The 16,623-nt window shown below is 72.2% G+C and carries 9 protein-coding genes; 5 read left to right on the top strand and 4 right to left on the bottom strand.

The genetic code is table 11. The features are described 5' to 3' along the window. Positions 1–100: 100 nt before the first annotated feature. Positions 101–7,579 carry an apolipoprotein A-IV repeat region-like domain-containing protein gene (locus GGQ91_RS14550; protein ID WP_182592258.1) on the bottom strand — a complete coding sequence of 2,493 codons (7,479 nt, stop codon included), beginning with the start codon at positions 7,577–7,579 and terminating at the stop codon, positions 101–103. A gap of 290 nt (positions 7,580–7,869) precedes the next feature. Between GGQ91_RS14550 and GGQ91_RS14545 the strand changes: the two genes are divergently transcribed. Together GGQ91_RS14545 and GGQ91_RS14540 are read left to right on the top strand one after the other, a co-directional pair. After that, on the top strand, positions 7,870–8,190 hold the full coding sequence (locus GGQ91_RS14545) for an Hpt domain-containing protein (protein WP_182592257.1): 321 nt from the start codon (positions 7,870–7,872) through the stop codon (positions 8,188–8,190). A gap of 134 nt (positions 8,191–8,324) precedes the next feature. Continuing rightward, positions 8,325–8,645 carry a 2Fe-2S iron-sulfur cluster-binding protein gene (locus GGQ91_RS14540; protein ID WP_043347410.1) on the top strand — a complete coding sequence of 107 codons (321 nt, stop codon included), beginning with the start codon at positions 8,325–8,327 and terminating at the stop codon, positions 8,643–8,645. 219 nt (positions 8,646–8,864) lie between these two features. Here GGQ91_RS14540 and GGQ91_RS14535 read toward each other — a convergent pair whose 3' ends face one another. Then, positions 8,865–10,040 carry a vWA domain-containing protein gene (locus GGQ91_RS14535; protein WP_043757158.1) on the bottom strand — a complete coding sequence of 392 codons (1,176 nt, stop codon included), beginning with the start codon at positions 10,038–10,040 and terminating at the stop codon, positions 8,865–8,867. Between the two features lie 335 nt (positions 10,041–10,375). Here GGQ91_RS14535 and GGQ91_RS14530 point away from each other — a divergent pair, with 335 nt between their 5' ends. Next, positions 10,376–10,783 (top strand): hypothetical protein, encoded by a 408-nt coding sequence (locus GGQ91_RS14530; RefSeq protein WP_043347415.1) that lies wholly within the window; start codon positions 10,376–10,378, stop codon positions 10,781–10,783. A 32-nt stretch (positions 10,784–10,815) separates the two neighbouring features. Here the strand turns inward: GGQ91_RS14530 and GGQ91_RS14525 are convergent, their stop codons facing one another. Next, complete coding sequence (locus GGQ91_RS14525) at positions 10,816–11,790, bottom strand: helix-turn-helix domain-containing protein (RefSeq protein WP_182592256.1); 975 nt, start codon at positions 11,788–11,790, stop codon at positions 10,816–10,818. Positions 11,791–12,505: 715 nt separating this feature from the next. After that, the gene (locus GGQ91_RS14520) at positions 12,506–14,350 is read right to left on the bottom strand and encodes a cation:proton antiporter domain-containing protein (RefSeq protein ID WP_043347418.1); all 1,845 of its coding nucleotides are present in this window, start codon (positions 14,348–14,350) and stop codon (positions 12,506–12,508) included. Between the two features lie 315 nt (positions 14,351–14,665). Here GGQ91_RS14520 and GGQ91_RS14515 point away from each other — a divergent pair, with 315 nt between their 5' ends. After that, positions 14,666–15,925 carry a hypothetical protein gene (locus GGQ91_RS14515; protein ID WP_043347420.1) on the top strand — a complete coding sequence of 420 codons (1,260 nt, stop codon included), beginning with the start codon at positions 14,666–14,668 and terminating at the stop codon, positions 15,923–15,925. Beyond that, positions 15,922–16,563: a hypothetical protein gene (locus tag GGQ91_RS14510; RefSeq protein WP_043347422.1), complete on the top strand. Its 642-nt coding sequence runs from the start codon at positions 15,922–15,924 to the stop codon at positions 16,561–16,563. The genes GGQ91_RS14515 and GGQ91_RS14510 overlap by 4 nt, the downstream gene beginning before the upstream one ends. Positions 16,564–16,623 lie beyond the last annotated feature (60 nt).

Here is a 16,623-nt window from a genome sequence, read left to right as displayed (position 1 = left end):
CCCTGCTGCCGCGGGCCCCTCAGGTGAGGGGAAGGGTGGGACAGCTCTCACGCCGGCCTGCGAACCCGCCGGAGCCATCTCGGCCCCGGCGGGATCCGTCCTACGCCCCGTCGAAGCGCCCGCTGGCATGGGCCAGCATCGTGTAGACCTTGCCGGTCTCGGAGGTCAGGTAGGCATCGGTGCGCTTGGCGTCGCTGTCGTTCTTGACCACGTCGCCGAGCAGGCGCTCGAACTCGCTGACGTAGCGGTCGACGCTGCGGCGGAACTCCGCATCCGACCGGTACCGGCGCTGGATCTCCGCGAAGGTCGCCCGGCCCTGCGGCGTGTAGATCCGCGGGTCGAACAGGTTCGGCTCGCCCCGGCGGTACCGCTCCCACAGGTCGACCGCGGTCCGATGCTCGATCATCTTGGCGATGTCGGTCGAGATCGTGTCGAGGGCGATCCGCCCGGTCTCGGCGGCCGCCACCGCGGGCCGGCGGGCCGGCTGTGCGGGGGCCGGCGCGTCGGCAGCGGGAACCTCCTCCTCGTCGTCGTCCAGCGAGGCGCGGGTCAGCAGGTCGGACAGCCAGCCGCGCTTGTCGCCGGCCTGTGCCGGGCGGGCGGTCGCGGAGGGGCGGGGCGCCTCGATCCGGGCCGGGGCGGCGCGCGGCGCCGCCGCGGGGGCCGGGAGCGCCGGGGCGGCGGAGGCCGCCGGTGCGGCCGAAGGCGCGACCGAAGGCGCGGCCGCGGGGGCCGCGGCGGACGCGGCCGCGACGGCGCGGCCCCCGCCTTCCGCGACCCGGCGCTGGGGCTGGGCCTGCGGCTGGGCGACGTCGACCGAGCGACCGGAGCGGGAGACCAGGGACGACAGCTCGTTGAGCGCCTTGATCTGGTCCGCCACCACCCGGCGCATCTCGCCGGTGGCATCCTGCGTCTCGCGCGGCAGCTCGAGGACGCCCTTGGCGAGTTCGGCGCGGGTCGCGTCGAGTTCGCCGCGGATCGAGCCCGCCATCTCGCGCAGAGCCGAGAAGGAATCGCCGAAGCTGGCCTGGGCCTCCTGGAAGCCGCTGCGCATCTCGCGGGCCGCCTCCTCGATGACCTGCCGGACGCCCTGGGCGGCCTTCTCGCCCTCGGCGCTGGCGCTGTCCTTCAGGTCGGCGAAGGCGCTCGTCACCGAGGCCCCGGCGCCCTGGGCCGACTGGGCCAGGGACTCGCCGACGCTGCGGGCCCGCTCCTCGGCGGCGCGCAGGGTCTGCTCGATGGTCTGCGCCAGGGCGTTGCCGTTCTGCTCCAGGGCGGCGGCCCGGGCCTCGAAGGTGGCCAGCGCCTCGGTGAGCTTGGTCTCGCGGCCCGACAGGGCCGAGTCCAGGCGTTCCTCGATGGCCGCCAGGGAGGCCGCGGCCCGGTCGAGGGCCGCCACGTGCGCGGCGGTCTGCTCGCCGAGGGAGCGGCCGCGGCCGTCGAGGGTCTCGGCGAGGCGCGAGGCCTCGCTGAGCGCCCCGTCGGCGGCGCCGCGCAGGGCCTCGACCTGGGCCGAGACGCCGGCGCTGGCGCGACCGGTCTCGGCGGCGATGCGCTCCAGGGCCCCCTGGACCTGCTCGATCCGGCCGGCGAGACCCCGCTCGATCGCGCCGAGGTTGGTGTCGGCCCCGGCCACGAGGTCGGTGAGTGCGGTGTTGGCGGCCTCGATCCGCTGCAGCAGGCTGCCGAGTTCGCGACCCATCCGGTCGTTGGTCTCGAACAGCTCCGAGAGGGTGCGGCCCGCGCCGTCCTCGACGGCGGCGCGCAGCAGCTCGGCCGAGGCCCGCGACTGCACGGCCAGTTCCTCTGTCCGCGCCCGCAGGCTCTCGGCCAGGGGGACGCCGGTCTCGGCGAGCGCCCGCTCGATCGCCTCGGCCCGGTCCGCCAGGGCCCGGGACAGGTCCATCATCGGCCCGTCGATGGCGCCGCGCAGGCGCTCGACATGGCCCTCCAGGCTGTCGCCGACCGCGCGGCCGCTGCCCTCGACGCTGGCGACGAGCGCGCCGCCGCGCTCCTCGATGGCGCGCACCAGGGTCTCGGCGCTCTCGGCGAGGCGGCGGGACAGGGCCTCGCCGCGGGCATCCACCAGGGCGCCGAGCGCCGTGGCACGGCGCTCGAACCCGGCCCCGAGGGCCTCGGTGCGGGCGTCGATCAGGCCGGCGAGCGCGGCCTCGCGGCGGCTGAGGGTCTCGGCCAGCGCCGCGTTGTGGGCGTCGACCTGCTCGGCATGGGCCCGCGCCCGCTCGTCGAGGGCGGCGACCAGGGACGCCGTGCGCTCGTCCATCAGGCCCGCGAAGGCCTCGTGGCGGTCGTCGAAGGCGGTGGCCAGGGTGTCGGCGCGCTGCGCCACCAGGGTCGCGAACAGCCGCATGCGGCTGTCGATGCGCTGGGTGAAGGCATCGGCGCGGGCGTCGACGCCACGGGCCAGGGCCTCGCTCTGCGCCTCCACGGCCTGCGCCAGGGCCGCGGTGCGGCCCTCGACGATGCCGTCGAGATCCCGCAGCCGGGTGTCGAAGGCCTCGACCAGGGCGCCGGTACGACCCTCGACGACGCCGTCGAAATCGCGCAGCCGGGTGTCGAAGGTCTCGACCAGAGCGCCGGTACGGCCTCGGACGACGCCGTCGAGGTCGCGCAGCCGGGCGTCGAAGGTCTGAACCAGGGCGCCGGTGCGACCTTCGACGACGCCGTCGAGATCCCGCAGCCGGGTGTCGAAGACCTCCACGAGGGCGCCGGTACGGCCCTCGGCCGCCGCCACCAGGGCCTGGCTGCGGTCCTCCAGAAGCCCCTCGATGGACGCGCGCGCCTGCTCGAAGGTCGACCGCAGGGTCTCGATGCGCGCGTCGACCCGCTCGGACACGTCGCGGCCGGTACCTTCGACCAGCGCGCCGAGGCGGTTCTGCACCCGATCGAACAGGGTCTGCAGCTCGCCCGTCCGCTCCTTGAGAGTCTCGGCGAGCCGGTTCTCGCGCTCCTCGAGCAGGCCGGCGATGGCCGGGTTCACCCCCTCGATGGTCGCCTGGAGCGCCTGGGTGCGGTGCTCGATGGTCCCGGCGATCTGGCGGCCGCGGTTGTCCACGAGGCGGTCGATCTCGCCCTGCGCCCGCTCGAACAGGCCCTGAAGGTCCGAGAGGCGGGAATCCAGCAGGTCCGCCATCTGGGCGGGTGCCGCGTCGAGGGTCGCGCGCAGGCCCTCGGTCCGGGCCGCGATGGCGTCGGCGACGTCCTGGCCGCGTCCGTCCACGAGGTCGCGCAGGCCGGCCTGAGCCTCCTCGAAGAGGGTCTGCAGGCGCTGCGTGCGCGCGTCGAGGGTGGCGGCGAGCTGGCGCTCGCGGGTCTCGACCAGCGCCGAGACGGCGGCGGGCGCCTCCTCCAGCACCGCGCGCAGGGATTGGATGCGGGCATCGACCGTGGCGGCGAAGCGGCCGCCGCCGCCCTCGACCACGCCGTCGAGGGCCGCCTGGGCCTCCTCGAACAGGGTGCGCAGGGCCTGGGCCCGGGCGGTGAGGGTGTCGGCGAGGCGGTTGCCGCGGCCGTCGACCAGGCTCTCGAGATGGCCGAGCCGCTCGTCGAACAGGCTGCCGAGCTGGCGGGTCCGTTCGTCCAGGGCGCCGCTGGCGGAGCCGAACGCGCCCTCCAGGGCGGTGACCAGCGCCTGCCCGCGGCCGTCCAGCGCGGCGTGGATCGGGCCCATGCGGCCGTCGAGGGTGGCGGCCAGGGTGCCGGCGTGGTCGTCCAGCATGACGCGGATCTGGTTGGTCCGGTCGTCCAGCAGGGTGTGGACCGAGCGCACGCCCTCGTCGAGCAGGCCGCTGATGTCGGCGGTGCGGCTCGACAGGGTGTGGCCCAGGCGGCCCTCGCCGGCATCGAGCATCCGCTCGGCATCCGCGATGGTCTGCTGGAGCTTGGCGAGCACGCTGTCGCCGCGCTGGTCGATCAGCTCGGCGAGGGAGGTGCCGCCGCGGTCGAGCAGGCGGGCCAGCTCGGTGATCCGGCCGCCGATCGCCCCGAACACGGCGCGGCCCTTCTCGTCGAGCTCGCCCGACATGGCGGCGATGCGCTCGTCGATGAGACGGCCGAGGAGGTCGGCGCGCTCGGCGAAGGCGGCGTGCACGGCCTCGGTGCGGGCGGTCAAAGCCGCGTCGGCGCTCTCGGTGCGCTCGTCCACCAGCCGGACCATCGACTCGGCTCGGTTCGCCAGCGCGGTCTCGAGGCCGCGGGTGGCCTCCTCGATGGTGCCGGTGAGGGCGCGGACGCGCTCGGCCATGGCGCCATCGAGGCCGCCGGTCCGATCGGCGATCATCGCCACGAGGTCGCGGGTCCGGCCGGCCAGCTCCTCGTCCACCGCGCGGGTGCGCGCCTCGATGAGGCGGATCGCCTCGAAGGCCTGCACGCCGAAGCTCTCGTCCACGAGGCGGGCACGCTCGTCCAGGGTCTCGGCGATCGCCTGCAGGCGGCCGATGACGCCGGTGTCGAAATGGCCGGCGCTCTCCTCGATCCGGCGGGCGATCTCACCCGTGTGCCGGGCGATGTCCTGGCCGAGGCCGTTGGTGCGGCCCTCCAACATCTCCATCAGGCCGCGATGGCCCTCGGCCATGACCCGCGCCATCTCGTCGGTCCGGGCGCGCAGCGCCTCGTCCGCCGCGCTGGTGCGGCTGCCGAGATGACCGTCGATCTGGCCGACGAGGTCGGCCACGGTGGCGGCGATCGCGGCGGCCCGCTCCGCGGAGCGCGTCTCCAGGCCCCCGAGATGGGTCTCGATCAGGCTGCCGGCCTCGCGGGCCCGGGCCGTTATCGTCTCGGCCACGGCCTCGCCCTTGCCGGTGAGGAGCCGGTCCATCTCCTCCAGACGGGCGCCGACGGTCTCGCCGAGGGCGGCGGTGTCGCGGCCGATCCGGTCGGCCAGGATGTCGCCGCGGGCGATGGTCTCCTGCAGGGCGGCGAGGCGGCTGCCCAGCGTCTCGTCGATCGCCCGGACCCGGCCGTCGGCGGTCTCGGCGAAGCTCGCACCGGTCTGGCTGAGGGTGTCGGCGATGCGGGCGCCCTGGCTCGCCACGGCGAGCACGATGTCGCGGCCGGTGCCGCTGATCCGGGCCTGGGTCTCGTCGGCATGGCTGGCGAGCAGCTCGGCGACGCCGCGGCCATGCGCGCCGAAGGCCGCTTCCATCTCGCCGATCCGGGCGGCGAGGTCGGCCGAGATGGCGCGGGCGGCCTCGGCGAGGCTGCCGGTGGCGTCGCCGGTCCGGGCGGCGAGTTCGCGGTTGAGGTCGTCGAGGGCGGCGCGGACGGCCGAGACGGCGGCCGTGCCGCGCTCGCCGAGTTCCGTGCCGGCGCGGTCGGCGGCGTCGCGGAACCGGGCGGTGAGGATCGCGGTCTCGGCCTCCACGGCGCCGGAGACCTCGCCGGAGGCGGTGCGCAGGGTCTCCAGGGCCGCGGTGAGCCGGGCGGCGGCATCCCGCGTCTGCGTCTCGGCGGCCTGGCCGGCCTGATCGGCGGCGGCGCGCAGCGCCGCGGCGGCCTCCTCGGTGCGCGCCGACAGGGTGGTGGCGGAATCCGCGACCCGGCGCTCGAACACCCGCACGGCCTCAAGGGTCCGGGCCTCGACCGCGCCGGTGGCCTCGTCGGTCGTGCCGCGCAGGGCGCTGGTGGCCGCCTCGGCCCCGCGCTGGAGCGCCGCGACCGCCTCGGCGGTGCGGTCGTCGATCTCGCCCGACAGGCTTTCGACGGTGCCCCGCAGGGATTGGACCGCCGAGGAGGCCCCCGCCTCGAAGCCCTGGCCCAGGGCCGCGAAGGCGGCCTCCAGGCGCGCCGCCACCGTCTCGGTCCGGTGCGCGATGCTGCCGCCGGCCTGCTCGGCCGCGGCGGCGACCCGGTGCTCCAGGTCCGCGGCCCGGACCGTCACGGTCTCGTCGAGGCGCGCCGCGATGCCGTCCATCCGCTCGGCGAGGGCGCTTCCGCGCTCCGCCAGCCCTTCGGCGATCCGCTCGGCGGTGCCGACGAGGTCGTCGCGCACGGCGCCGGCACGGGCCGTCAGGGTCTCGCCGGCGCCGCTGGCCGCCAGCGCCAGGGCAGCCTGGGCATCGCGCCCGCGGCCCTCGATCGTCTCGGCGACCGACAGGCCGGCGCTCTCGATCTCGGCGCGCAGCGCGAGGCCGCGGCCGGCGATGTCCTGGGTGAGGGCCGAGCCGGTCTCGGCGAAGCGGGCGGTGATGTCGGCGCCCATCGCGCCGAAGCGCTCGGTCAGCTCCGAGCCCCGGGACAGGAAGACGGATTCCAGCCCCGTCACGGATCGCTCGAAGCTCTCGCGCACGGTGCCGGCCTGGCGCTCCAGCGCGTCGCTGACGCGGCTGCCGGTCTCTTCCAGGGTCCGGGTGAGGGCGCCGGCATTCTCGGACAGGCGATCGGCCAGGGTGGTGCCGGCGGCCTGGAAGGCGCCGGTCGCCGCGCCGGCGCGATCCTCGAAGCTGCGGGTCAGGGTCTCGCCGACCTCCTGGATGGCGCCGCGCACCTCCTGGCTGGTGGCCGCGAGGGTGTCGACGAGGTCGCTGCCGCGGGCGGTCATGAGGTTGACCACCCGGTCGCCGGCCTCGCCCAGGGAGGCGGTGATCGCGGCGCCGCGGGTCTCCAGGGCGCCGGTCACCCGCTCACCCGCGCCGGTCACGGCCGAGACGATCCGGTCCGAGGCGCCTTCCAGGTCCTGGCTCAGGCTCTGGTGGGAGCCGGCAATGGCGCTGCGCACCCGGTCGGCGTTGGTGACGATCGCCTCGCGCTGGGCCACGAGCTCGTCCACGAGGGAGCGGATGCGGATCTCGTTGTCGGAATAGGCCCGCTCCAGGGTGGCGATCTCGCCCCGGACCAGGGTCTCCAGCTCGCCGGCCCGGGCGAGCGCCCGCTCGACGCCGTCGCCCACCGCCGCCACCTCGCGGCGCACGGTCTGCGACATGGTCAGGACCGCGTCGGTGGAGAAGCTCTCGGGCTCGGCCAGACGCACCGCGACCTCGCCCACCGCACGGGCGACGAGGCGCATCTCCTGGGCGCGCACCGCCAGCATGGCGGCGATCACGAACAGCACCACCGGGCCGAACAGCGCCGCGGCGCCGACGCTCGCCTGCAGGGCAGAGAGCCCCGACACGACGGCGCGCAGGTCGCCCTCGGACTTCGACCATGCGATCAGCACCAGGGCGCCGATCCAGACGGCGCCGGCGGCGAGCGCGAGCAGGTAGGGCTTGGGCGAGGAGCGCACCCGCAGGGTCTGCTGCAGGATGCCGATGTTGCGCCGGTCGTCGTTGGCCACCAGCGAGCGGTCGGGGGGCAGGAGCCCGCCCTCGCGGCGCGGGCGGTCCAGGCCCGGCGGCGGCAGGTCGGAGGCGAGCGGCGGGTCGAGATCGAGGCGCGGCGGCATGGTCCGCCCGGCGGCATCGAGGCCGCCGTCGAGGAGCGGCTCGGCGTCACCTACATCGGGCAGGCGTGGCTCGGCGCGGCCATCGGTGCCGTTCGGCGTCAGGGCGTCGAGGTTCAGCGCCTGCTCGATCGCAGAGAGCGCGGCCTCGGCCGGGTCCTTCAGCTTCTTCTCGGTCGCCATTCAACGCCTCGTTACACGGGTTCACCGACGCCTTGGGGAAGGCTGATGCCGGAGACGCAACGCCCCGTTTACCATTACAAGACTAAACTCAGGCAGCGACTGTCGATACCCGAGCCCTCGACTGGCCCCAGAAAACGTTAACCGAATGGTTACCGCGCCCGTCGCTCACCGCGTCCACCATCCTGCCGCAGGGGAGGGGTCCGGCGCGATCCCCACCCGGCGAATCAGGGGGTGAATTGTGTGGATCAGATCCGCAATCCCCGACGAATCCGGATGCCGGGAGCCCGAGCATGCAGGCCATCGACCCCGCGGAACTGGACGCCCAGACCGGTGGCGACGCCGATCTGGCCCATGAGGTCCTGGATCTGTTCGCCGGCCAGTGCCGGTCGATCCTGCCGCGCCTCGCCGACCCGGCCGTCCCGCGGGACGCGCGCGCCGACCTCGCCCATACCCTGAAGGGCTCGGCCGCCGGCGTCGGGGCCGTGCGCGTGCGGGCCCTGGCGGATGCCGCGGAGGCGCGCCTACGGGACGGCACCGGGCCCGTGCCGGTCGACGACCTCGCGGACGCGGTCGCGCAGGCGCTGGCGGAGATCGCGGAGGCCCGGGCCTGACGGGGTCGCCGCAATGCGGCGATCGATCCGGGACCGGTGTCTAATGCCGCGCTTGCATTCCGCGTTTCCAGCCGCCAAGCAGGCACGCCGCCCGTCGGACAGAGTGCGCTCGACGCGAGCCCGGAGCCCCCAGCATGCCCAAGATCACCTACGTCGACCACGCCGGGACGGAGCGGACCGTCGAAGGCAGCGTCGGCGCGACCGTGATGGAGACGGCTCTGCGCAACAACGTGCCGGGCATCGACGCGGAGTGCGGCGGCGCCTGCGCCTGCGCCACCTGCCACGTCTACGTCGCCGACGCGTGGATCGAGGTGGTCGGCAAGGCCCAGGACATGGAGCAGGACATGCTCGACTTCGCCAGCGACGTCCGCGAGAATTCCCGCCTGTCCTGCCAGATCAAGATCACCCCGGCGCTCGACGGACTCGTGGTGACGACGCCGTCCCAGCAGGGCTGACAGGCCCTCCGATCGCGGAGCGGCCGGGCCACGATGTCGCGGAGCGTCCCGATCCTCCCAGCCGCACCCTCATCCTGAGGCGCCGGAGCGCAGCGGAGGCCTCGCAGGAGCCCTCCAGTCAGCGCCGCGGTCCCTCGCGCCCGCCTTCGAGGCCCGCAGACGCGGGCACCTCAGGATGAGGCCGCGGATCGGCGCGACGAAGCCGGGGCATACCGAGCCTCACCGCACCAGCGCCCGGGCCGCCGCGTCGAGCCCGTCCAGGGTGAGGGGGAACATCCGGCCGGCGATCAGCCGCTGCATCATGCCGATCGACTGGGTGTAGCCCCAGTGCGTCTCGGGCACCGGGTTCAGCCACGCCGCCTTCGGGAAATGGTCGAGGAGCCGCTGCATCCAGACGGCGCCGGCCTCCGCGTTCCAGTGCTCCACCGAGCCGCCCGGCGTCGCGATCTCGTAGGGGCTCATCGAGGCGTCGCCCACGAAGACGAGCCGGTAGTCGCTGCCATAGGTGCGGATCACGTCGAGCAGCGGCGTCTGCGCCTCGTGCCGCCGCCGGTTCTCGGTCCAGACCGCCTCGTAGGGGCAGTTGTGGAAGTAGTAATGCGCGAGGTGCTTGAACTCCGAGCGCGCCGCCGAGAACAGCGCCTCCGCCTGCGCGATGTGCCAGTCCATCGAGCCGCCGACATCGAGGAACAGCAGCACCTTCACGGCGTTGCGCCGCTCCGGCCGCAGCTTCACGTCGATATAGCCCTGGCGGGCGCTCGCCCGGATCGTGCCGTCGAGGTCGAGTTCCTCGGCCGCCCCCGTCCGGGCGAAGCGGCGCAGGCGCCGGAGGGCGAGGCGTAGGTTGCGCGCGCCGATCTCGCGGTCGTCGTCGAGATCCTTGAATTCCCGCTTGTCCCAGACCTTCACCGCCCGGAAGTTGCGGTTCCCGTCCTGGCCGATCCGGATCCCCTCGGGGTTGTAGCCGTAGGCGCCGAAGGGCGAGGTCCCGCCGGTGCCGATCCATTTCGAGCCGCCCTGGTGGCGCCCCTTCTGCTCGGCGAGACGCTGCTTCAGGGTCTCGAACAGCGTGTCCCAGCCGAGCGCCTTCAACTCCGCCTTCTCGGCCTCGGTCAGGTACTTCTCGGTGAGCTTGCGCAGCCACTCCTCGGGGATCGCCGCGGGCTCGACCGCCTCGCCGAGGGTCTGAAGCCCCTTGAACACCGTGCCGAACACCCGGTCGAACCGGTCGAGATGCGCCTCGTCCTTCACGAGCGCCGTGCGCGACAGGAAGTAGAACGCCTCGACATCGTGCCCGGCGAGGCCCCGGTCCAGGGCGCCGAGCAGGATGAGGTACTCCTTCAGGGAGACGGGGACCTTGGCGTCCCGGAGGGCCGTGAAGAACTGCAGCAGCATCCCGGGAGAACGCGCCAGCCGGGCGCCCGGGTCAAGCCCGCGCGAATCGGCCAAGGCCGCACCGGGCGGCGCAGGACTTTCTGGGCCGGATTTCGAGTCTTCGGCGATGGTCGACAAGATTCATCGCCGTCGACGCGGCCGGATCTCGGGCCGAAGCGAGTCTCTCCGGGCCGATGGGACTCATAACCTGGGCATAAGTTGTCGAATCTGTTGATATGTGCCCGGACAAGCCTCGCCCGGTCACTCAATCGGTCATGGGAATCGCTCAACTCGGGGCATCGAGTGTGTGCGGACGCGGCGACGCGGTCCGGACCGGACTGGCGAGGAGACCTGCGATGGCGGTCATCCTGCGGAATCTGACGGAATTCAAGCGGTTTCTCGGGAAGCCGGGGGCGACGATTCAGCTGGTGCGCAACACCTTCATGGATCGCCAGCCGGAGGCGACCCGGGACGCGTATCGCGACAAGGGCATGTATGCCCCTCGGGCGGTGCAGGCCCTGTCGCGCAAGGCGGCGGTCTTCACCCTGCGCGGCTATCCCGGCACGGTCTGGCTCTACTGGGACAAGGGCGCCCGCGGCTGGCGCTTCTCCGGCGACACCGTGACGGTGCCCCTGGTCACCGGCCTCGGGCCGGCGGACGAGCTGGTCTACCGGTGCAGCTTCGCCGACGGGTTCGAGCCGGCGCCGCGCAGCCGCGTGACGCGGCGGCCCAAGCACGAGGACGCGCAGCCCGCCCTGATCTGACGGCATCCGCGGCTTGCGCGCACCGGCCTGCTTCAGGCCATGCCGGCCGCCGCGGCGGCGCGTGCCGCCCGCGTGAGTCCGGACGCGACCTTGTACTCCGTCGGCGTCTGCCCGAAGCGCTCCTTGAAGCGGCGGGAGAAGTGCGCCTGGCTGGCGAACCCGCATTGATACGCGATCAGGCCGACCGGCACGACGCCGTTGACCGGATCGGCCAGCTTCGCGTGCGCCAATTGCAGACGGCGCTCCCACATCCAATCCATCAGTGCGATGTTCTCCGCGCTGGCCACCTCCTGAAGCCGGCGGACCGAGATATTGAGCGCGGCCGCGACATCGTTGATCGACAGGCCCTCGACGCCGATATGGTCGATGATGAAAGCCCGCGCCCGGCTCAGGATCGCGGCGCCGCCCAGGGACCGGGGCGCGTCGGACTCCACTTTCTCCGCAAAGCCGGCCGCGATGAGTTGGACGGCAATCGCAGCCACGCGCGCCTGGCAGGCCGGATCGAGGGTCGCGCCATGCTTGATCAGCGCGGACAGGTACGAGACGATGATAGGAAAGCTGGTCTGCGTCGCGTCGATCGACAATCCCGTCAGGCACCGGGCCGGCCCCATTGCCAGCTCCAGCACCGCCCGCGGGATGAAGACATTGATGATGTCCAAGCCTTCAGGATGGGCACCCAGGAAGGGCTGGGTGTTGTCCAGGAGCGAGATCCCGCCGGCACTGGATCGATGGTATTGGCCGTGATCCAGATTGAAGGTCCGCTCCGACGCCAGGATGACGAGATAGAAATCGTTATCGGACGATCGGATGTGAGACCGCGTCCGGACCATGGCGTGGGGCGATCCGACGTAGTGCGCGATCGTGAGGTTGTCGACGGTCAGAGTGTTCAACGCGGCGCGAAAGTTCTTTCGCTCCAGATCCACGAACTCGAAACTGCCGAACATGGTTCGGCATGCCTCAACCCAGTAATCGAAACGTGTCTGGAGCGGCACCGCGTCCGTGTTCATCCGCACGGTCGCGTATTCTGATATGTCCCGATCACCGCCGACCCGCGGAAATCGGCCGTCCCCCTCATACATCGCGACCTCGCTCGACGCCGCACGCACGGATCGGCGGGAAGACCCGGATGGCGAGCCGGTCTTGCGCCGCCGGTTGAACGTTACGTGACGCGCAGAACATCAGGAGACCGCTTTTAGCCATCACGGGCTTCACCTCGCATCAGACGCGCACCGGTCGAATGCCGCAATCCTACAGGGCGAAATCTTGAGCCAATCTCACCTGCAATCGCACCGCGCCCTCAGAGGCACCTGCGGGCGAAGACAAAATTCGCAGAGATCGAATCGATGTCAGCCAAACAAAGAACTACTTAGGCAAATATTCCGTAATATCGTATTTGAACACGCGACCCCTAGCAGCACGCACTACAGACTTCACGCGAAAAAAATTTGGCGCCGCTTTCTGTTCGAATCAATCACATCGAAAGATTTCGACGTCTCCTGCGCCTGCCGGCCGCCGCCGCAGCACGACTTGGCTGAAGCTGGGAAGCGGCCGGCGTTGGACGTGGCAGGACCCGCAACCGGGCCTGGGACAGCCACGCAGTCGTGATCCTGACCTTGGTCGGGCGGCGGAATCGGCACGCTCTCCGGTTCCGCAGACGGACAGCGGACGCGCTACCGCGGCGGCGCCCCGCTGGTTCGGCAGGGCTGCGGCTCACGCCTCGTGTCACGCCTCCTGGCCGGCCGCCTCCTGGCGCTCGGGCTCGCGCTTGGCCGGCGGCTTGCCCAGAGCCTTGCCCACCGTGCGGCGGGCACGGAAGATCGGCTTCGCCTCGTTCTCGCGCTTCTTCAGCAGGGTCCGGTACTCGTCGCGCCGCTCGTGGATCGACGCGATGACGAGCCCCATCGGGACGCCGACATCGACCAGCACGGCCTCCGAGAGCTGCAGGGAGGCCTCGATCGTCTCCGGCACCGCGTCGTCGACGCCGAGTTCGTAGAGAGACGACGCGTGACGGGCGTCGCGGGCACGGGCCACGATGGTCAGGTCCGGCCGCTCGGCCCGGGCCGCCACCACCGCCGCCTCGACGGCGCGCGGGTTGTCCAGGGTGACGACCAGGGCCCGGGCCGTGGCGATGTCGCAGCGGCGCAGCATCTCGGTGCTACCGCTGTCGCCGAAATAGACCGGCGCCCCGGCGCGGCGCTGCTCGGCCACCCGCGCGGCGTCGGAATCGAGGGCGAGGTACGGGATCTGGTGCCGCTCCAGCATCTCGCCGACCTGCCGGCCGACGCGGCCGAAGCCCGCGACGATCACCCGGTTGTCCACCCGCTCCGGCACCGGCTCGGCCTTGGCGGCGGCCTGGGCGCTGGCCGTCGCCCGCATCTTGAGCCGGCGGCCGACGGCGGCGAGCGCTGGGATCATGATCATGGTGACGGTGGTCACCACGAGGGCGGCCGCGCCGACCTCCTCCGGCACGAGCCCGGTGGCCATGGCGCCGCCGATCAGCACGTAGGCGAACTCGCCGCCCGGCCCGAGCAGCAGCGCCGTCTCGAGCGCCACGGGCCGGGGGATCTTCAGGACCGGAGCCGCCATCATCACCACGGCGGCCTTGATCAGGACCAGCGCCAGGGACAATCCGAGGATCGCGCCGGGGCTCGCCATGAGCTGGGCCGGGTCCAGGTTCATGCCCACCGAGACGAAGAACACGCCGAGCAGGAGGCCCTTGAACGGGTCGATCGTCGCCTCGATCGCCCGGCGGTACTCGGTCTCGGCCAGCAGAAGGCCGGCCACGAAGGCGCCGAGCGTCATCGACAGGCCGCTCGCCGCCGCGGTCAGCGCCGTGCCGACGATGACCAGCAGGCAGGCGGCCATGAACAGCTCGGTGGAGCGCGTGCGCGCCACCAGCTGGAACAGCGGGCGCAGGGCGAGGCGGCCGGCGACCACGATCAGGACCAGCGCGATCGCCGCCTGCCCGAGCGCCATGGCCAGCGCCCAGCCCTTGTCGCCGCCGTCGTCGCGGCCGAGCACCGCGATGGCGAACAGGACCGGCGCCACCGCCAGATCCTGGAACAGCAGGACCGCGAAGCTGGTGCGGCCGGTGGGCGCGTTCAGCCGCTTCTGCTCGGCCAGCACCGGCAGCACCACGGCGGTGGAGGACAGGGCGAGGCCGATGCCGACGATCGCCGCGCCGGTGAGCGGCACGCCGAGCCCGTACAGGATCGCCCCGAGGATCAGCGCGGAGCAGCCCACCTGCAGGGAGCCGAGGCCGAAGACCAGCCGGCGCAGCACCCGCAGGCGCTCCCAGGACAGCTCGATCCCGATCATGAACATCAGGAAGATCACGCCGAATTCGGCGAGGTGCGCGATCTCGGCCCGGTTGCCGATGGTGAAGAGGTGCACGGAGGGATAGGTGTCGGCCAGCCGGCCGAGGCCGAAGGGTCCGAGCAGGGCGCCGGCGCCGATGAAGCCGAGCACCGGCGAGATCCGCAGGCGGTGGAACAGCGGCACCACGATGCCCGCTGTGACGAGGAACAGGATCGCTTCCTTGTAGGAGCCGGCATGGACCTCTGGCATCGGCGGCGGATCGAACCTCGTCTCTCGGGGCTGCGGGGGGGACGCCGATCACGGCTTCGCGATCATGGGTCGTCGCCGTGCTGCGGGCAACCGCTTTCAGGCCGGGAACGGGCCGGCGCAGGTGCGCTCCGACACAAGCCGGATACATCGATCGGGTGAGACATTTCCGCCACCGGGGCGATGCTGCGGGCGATCACCCGCTGGATGTGTACGGCGGGTGTGTGCAACGCGGCTCAAAATCGGCACAATGGGCGCATACACGCCTGAGTTAACCGGGGGTTAAGCTCGGCCGGGCCCTGCCCGGAACTGGACCGGATGGATGCGACGAGGCCGATGATCTCCATCAAATCGATATTCTCCGGTCCGACAGCGCCCCCCAGCCGCGATCGCGAGCGCGAGAAGCGCGAGTGGAAGCTCGAGTCGGACCGCTGGCGCCACCAGCGCCACGTCGAGAAGGGCTACCGCATCAAGTGGGGCTACGTGGCAATCGCGTACCTCGTCGAGTTCATGGTGATCGGCGCCTCGCTCTGGGGCGCGTGGCTGTTCGCCGGCGTCTACAGCGACGGCGACTGGCACGCCTTCTACTTCATGCTGCTGGCGCCCCTGGTCTACGCCGCGGTGGAGCTGTGCCGGGTGCCGCTGGGCATCCTGGCGCGCACCCAGCGCTCGCATTTCGTGCGCGGGCTGGCGGTGCTGGGCATCATCTTCGCGGCGGGCGTGACCACCAAGTCGGTGTCGCAGCTCGGCGAGATGATGTTCCATCCCCGCCTGATGGAGGCGGCCCGGACCAAGACGGCCCTGAAGGACGCCCAGGCCGACCGTGCCACGATCGGCGACCGCATCAAGGCGGCGGACGAACGCGTGGCCCAGTACACGGCCGAGCTCGACCAGATCGAGAAGCGCTCCGCCGACAACGCCCAGCAGCTCGCCGGCCTGCCGGCCCAGCGCTGCGAGCGGGTCTTCGGCACCAACAGCAAGGGCCGGAAGTACCAGAACCTGAAATGCGTGGCCGATCCGCGGGTCGCCGCCCTGTCGCAGGGTGTCGCCAAGGCGTCCGCCGACCGCGCCGGGATGATCAAGGACCTAGAGGAGGCCCGCAAGGCCCGCGCCGCCCTCGATCCCGGCGCCGCCGACCGGCGCGTGGCCGATGCCGAGCAGGGTTACCGCAACGCGGTCAACCGCTCGCAGCTCCATTCCTTCACCGCCATGGTCTACGGCGTCGACCCGATCGACGTGACCGAGAGCCAGGTCCACGCCTTCCTGCGGATCTTCGTGTTCCTGCCCGCGGTCTGCGCCGCCTTCGCGTCGACGATCCTGGCCCTCTGCGCGGTCTCGACCCGCCGGACCTTCATGGACGAGGACGACCTCGGCGCCGCCGTGAACCCGGAAGCGGCGCCGTACATGCTCGACGCGATCGCCGACGCCCTGCGTTCGAACCCTGAGCCGATCCTGCCGCGGGCCGCCAACGCCTCGGGGGCGGTGATCCCGATGAACCGCCCGGCGCAAGGCCAGCAGGCGCTGCCCAACCAGGCCCATCCGGGCCAGACCCTCCCTGCCGCTGGAGCCGGCGCATGAACTACGTCGCGAGCGGGACCCCCGAGAATATCGCCCTCGCCCAGCAGGTGAATTCCCGCCTGCGGGCGGATTCGAGCTACGTCGCCGCCCGGGCCTTCCTGTTCCGGGCGCTGGGTTTCGGCGCCTTCGCGTGCCTCGCCGGGATCGGCATCGGGGCGGCGGCCTATGGCTGGGCGACGCTCAACCAGTTCGACACCGCGGCGGAGAAGATCGCCGCCGCCATGCAGGCCGCCCTCTCGGACGTGACCCTGAAGACCAAGGGCGAGGTCACGCTGACCGACAACGTCTTGAAGCTCGAAGGCCTGCCCAAGGCATCCGCGTCGCCGACCCCCACCAAGGCGCAGCTCGGCAGCGACGCGGCCCCGGCCTCGAAGGCGACGGTGAACACCACCTTCACGGTGTTCAAGCAGGTGCCCTATCTCGACGGGCAGATCGTGACCGGCTGGAACTTCAAGGACAGCGCCGACCAGCCCTACCAGCAATATTGCTACTTCTCCCGCCGCACGGCCGAGGCGAAGGGGCAGGTCGAGATCAAGATCGACCTCGCCATGGACGGCAAGACCCTGCCGCAGCCGCAGAAGTCGGACGTGAACCTGGAGATCCTGGCCCGGAACTGCGTCTGGCACGAGAAGGGCTGACCAGGTCCCGAGGTTGAGCTCGGATCTCCACCCTCATCCTGAGGTGCCGGAGCGCAGCGG

This window comes from Methylobacterium fujisawaense, assembly GCF_014138435.1.
Taxonomy (GTDB): Bacteria; Pseudomonadota; Alphaproteobacteria; order Rhizobiales; family Beijerinckiaceae; genus Methylobacterium; species Methylobacterium fujisawaense.
Note: the sequence above shows the minus strand (reverse complement) of the source record. Positions and strands in the feature narration are given on the sequence as shown.

Coding starts and splice junctions, on each gene's coding strand:
- GGQ91_RS14550 (WP_182592258.1), bottom strand. CDS start 7,579: ATGGCGACCGAGAAGAAGCTGAAGGACCCGGCCGAGGCCGCGCTCTCT.
- GGQ91_RS14545 (WP_182592257.1), top strand. CDS start 7,870: ATGCAGGCCATCGACCCCGCGGAACTGGACGCCCAGACCGGTGGCGAC.
- GGQ91_RS14540 (WP_043347410.1), top strand. CDS start 8,325: ATGCCCAAGATCACCTACGTCGACCACGCCGGGACGGAGCGGACCGTC.
- GGQ91_RS14515 (WP_043347420.1), top strand. CDS start 14,666: ATGGATGCGACGAGGCCGATGATCTCCATCAAATCGATATTCTCCGGT.
- GGQ91_RS14510 (WP_043347422.1), top strand. CDS start 15,922: ATGAACTACGTCGCGAGCGGGACCCCCGAGAATATCGCCCTCGCCCAG.
- GGQ91_RS14525 (WP_182592256.1), bottom strand. CDS start 11,790: ATGAACACGGACGCGGTGCCGCTCCAGACACGTTTCGATTACTGGGTT.
- GGQ91_RS14530 (WP_043347415.1), top strand. CDS start 10,376: ATGGCGGTCATCCTGCGGAATCTGACGGAATTCAAGCGGTTTCTCGGG.
- GGQ91_RS14535 (WP_043757158.1), bottom strand. CDS start 10,040: ATGCTGCTGCAGTTCTTCACGGCCCTCCGGGACGCCAAGGTCCCCGTC.
- GGQ91_RS14520 (WP_043347418.1), bottom strand. CDS start 14,350: ATGCCAGAGGTCCATGCCGGCTCCTACAAGGAAGCGATCCTGTTCCTC.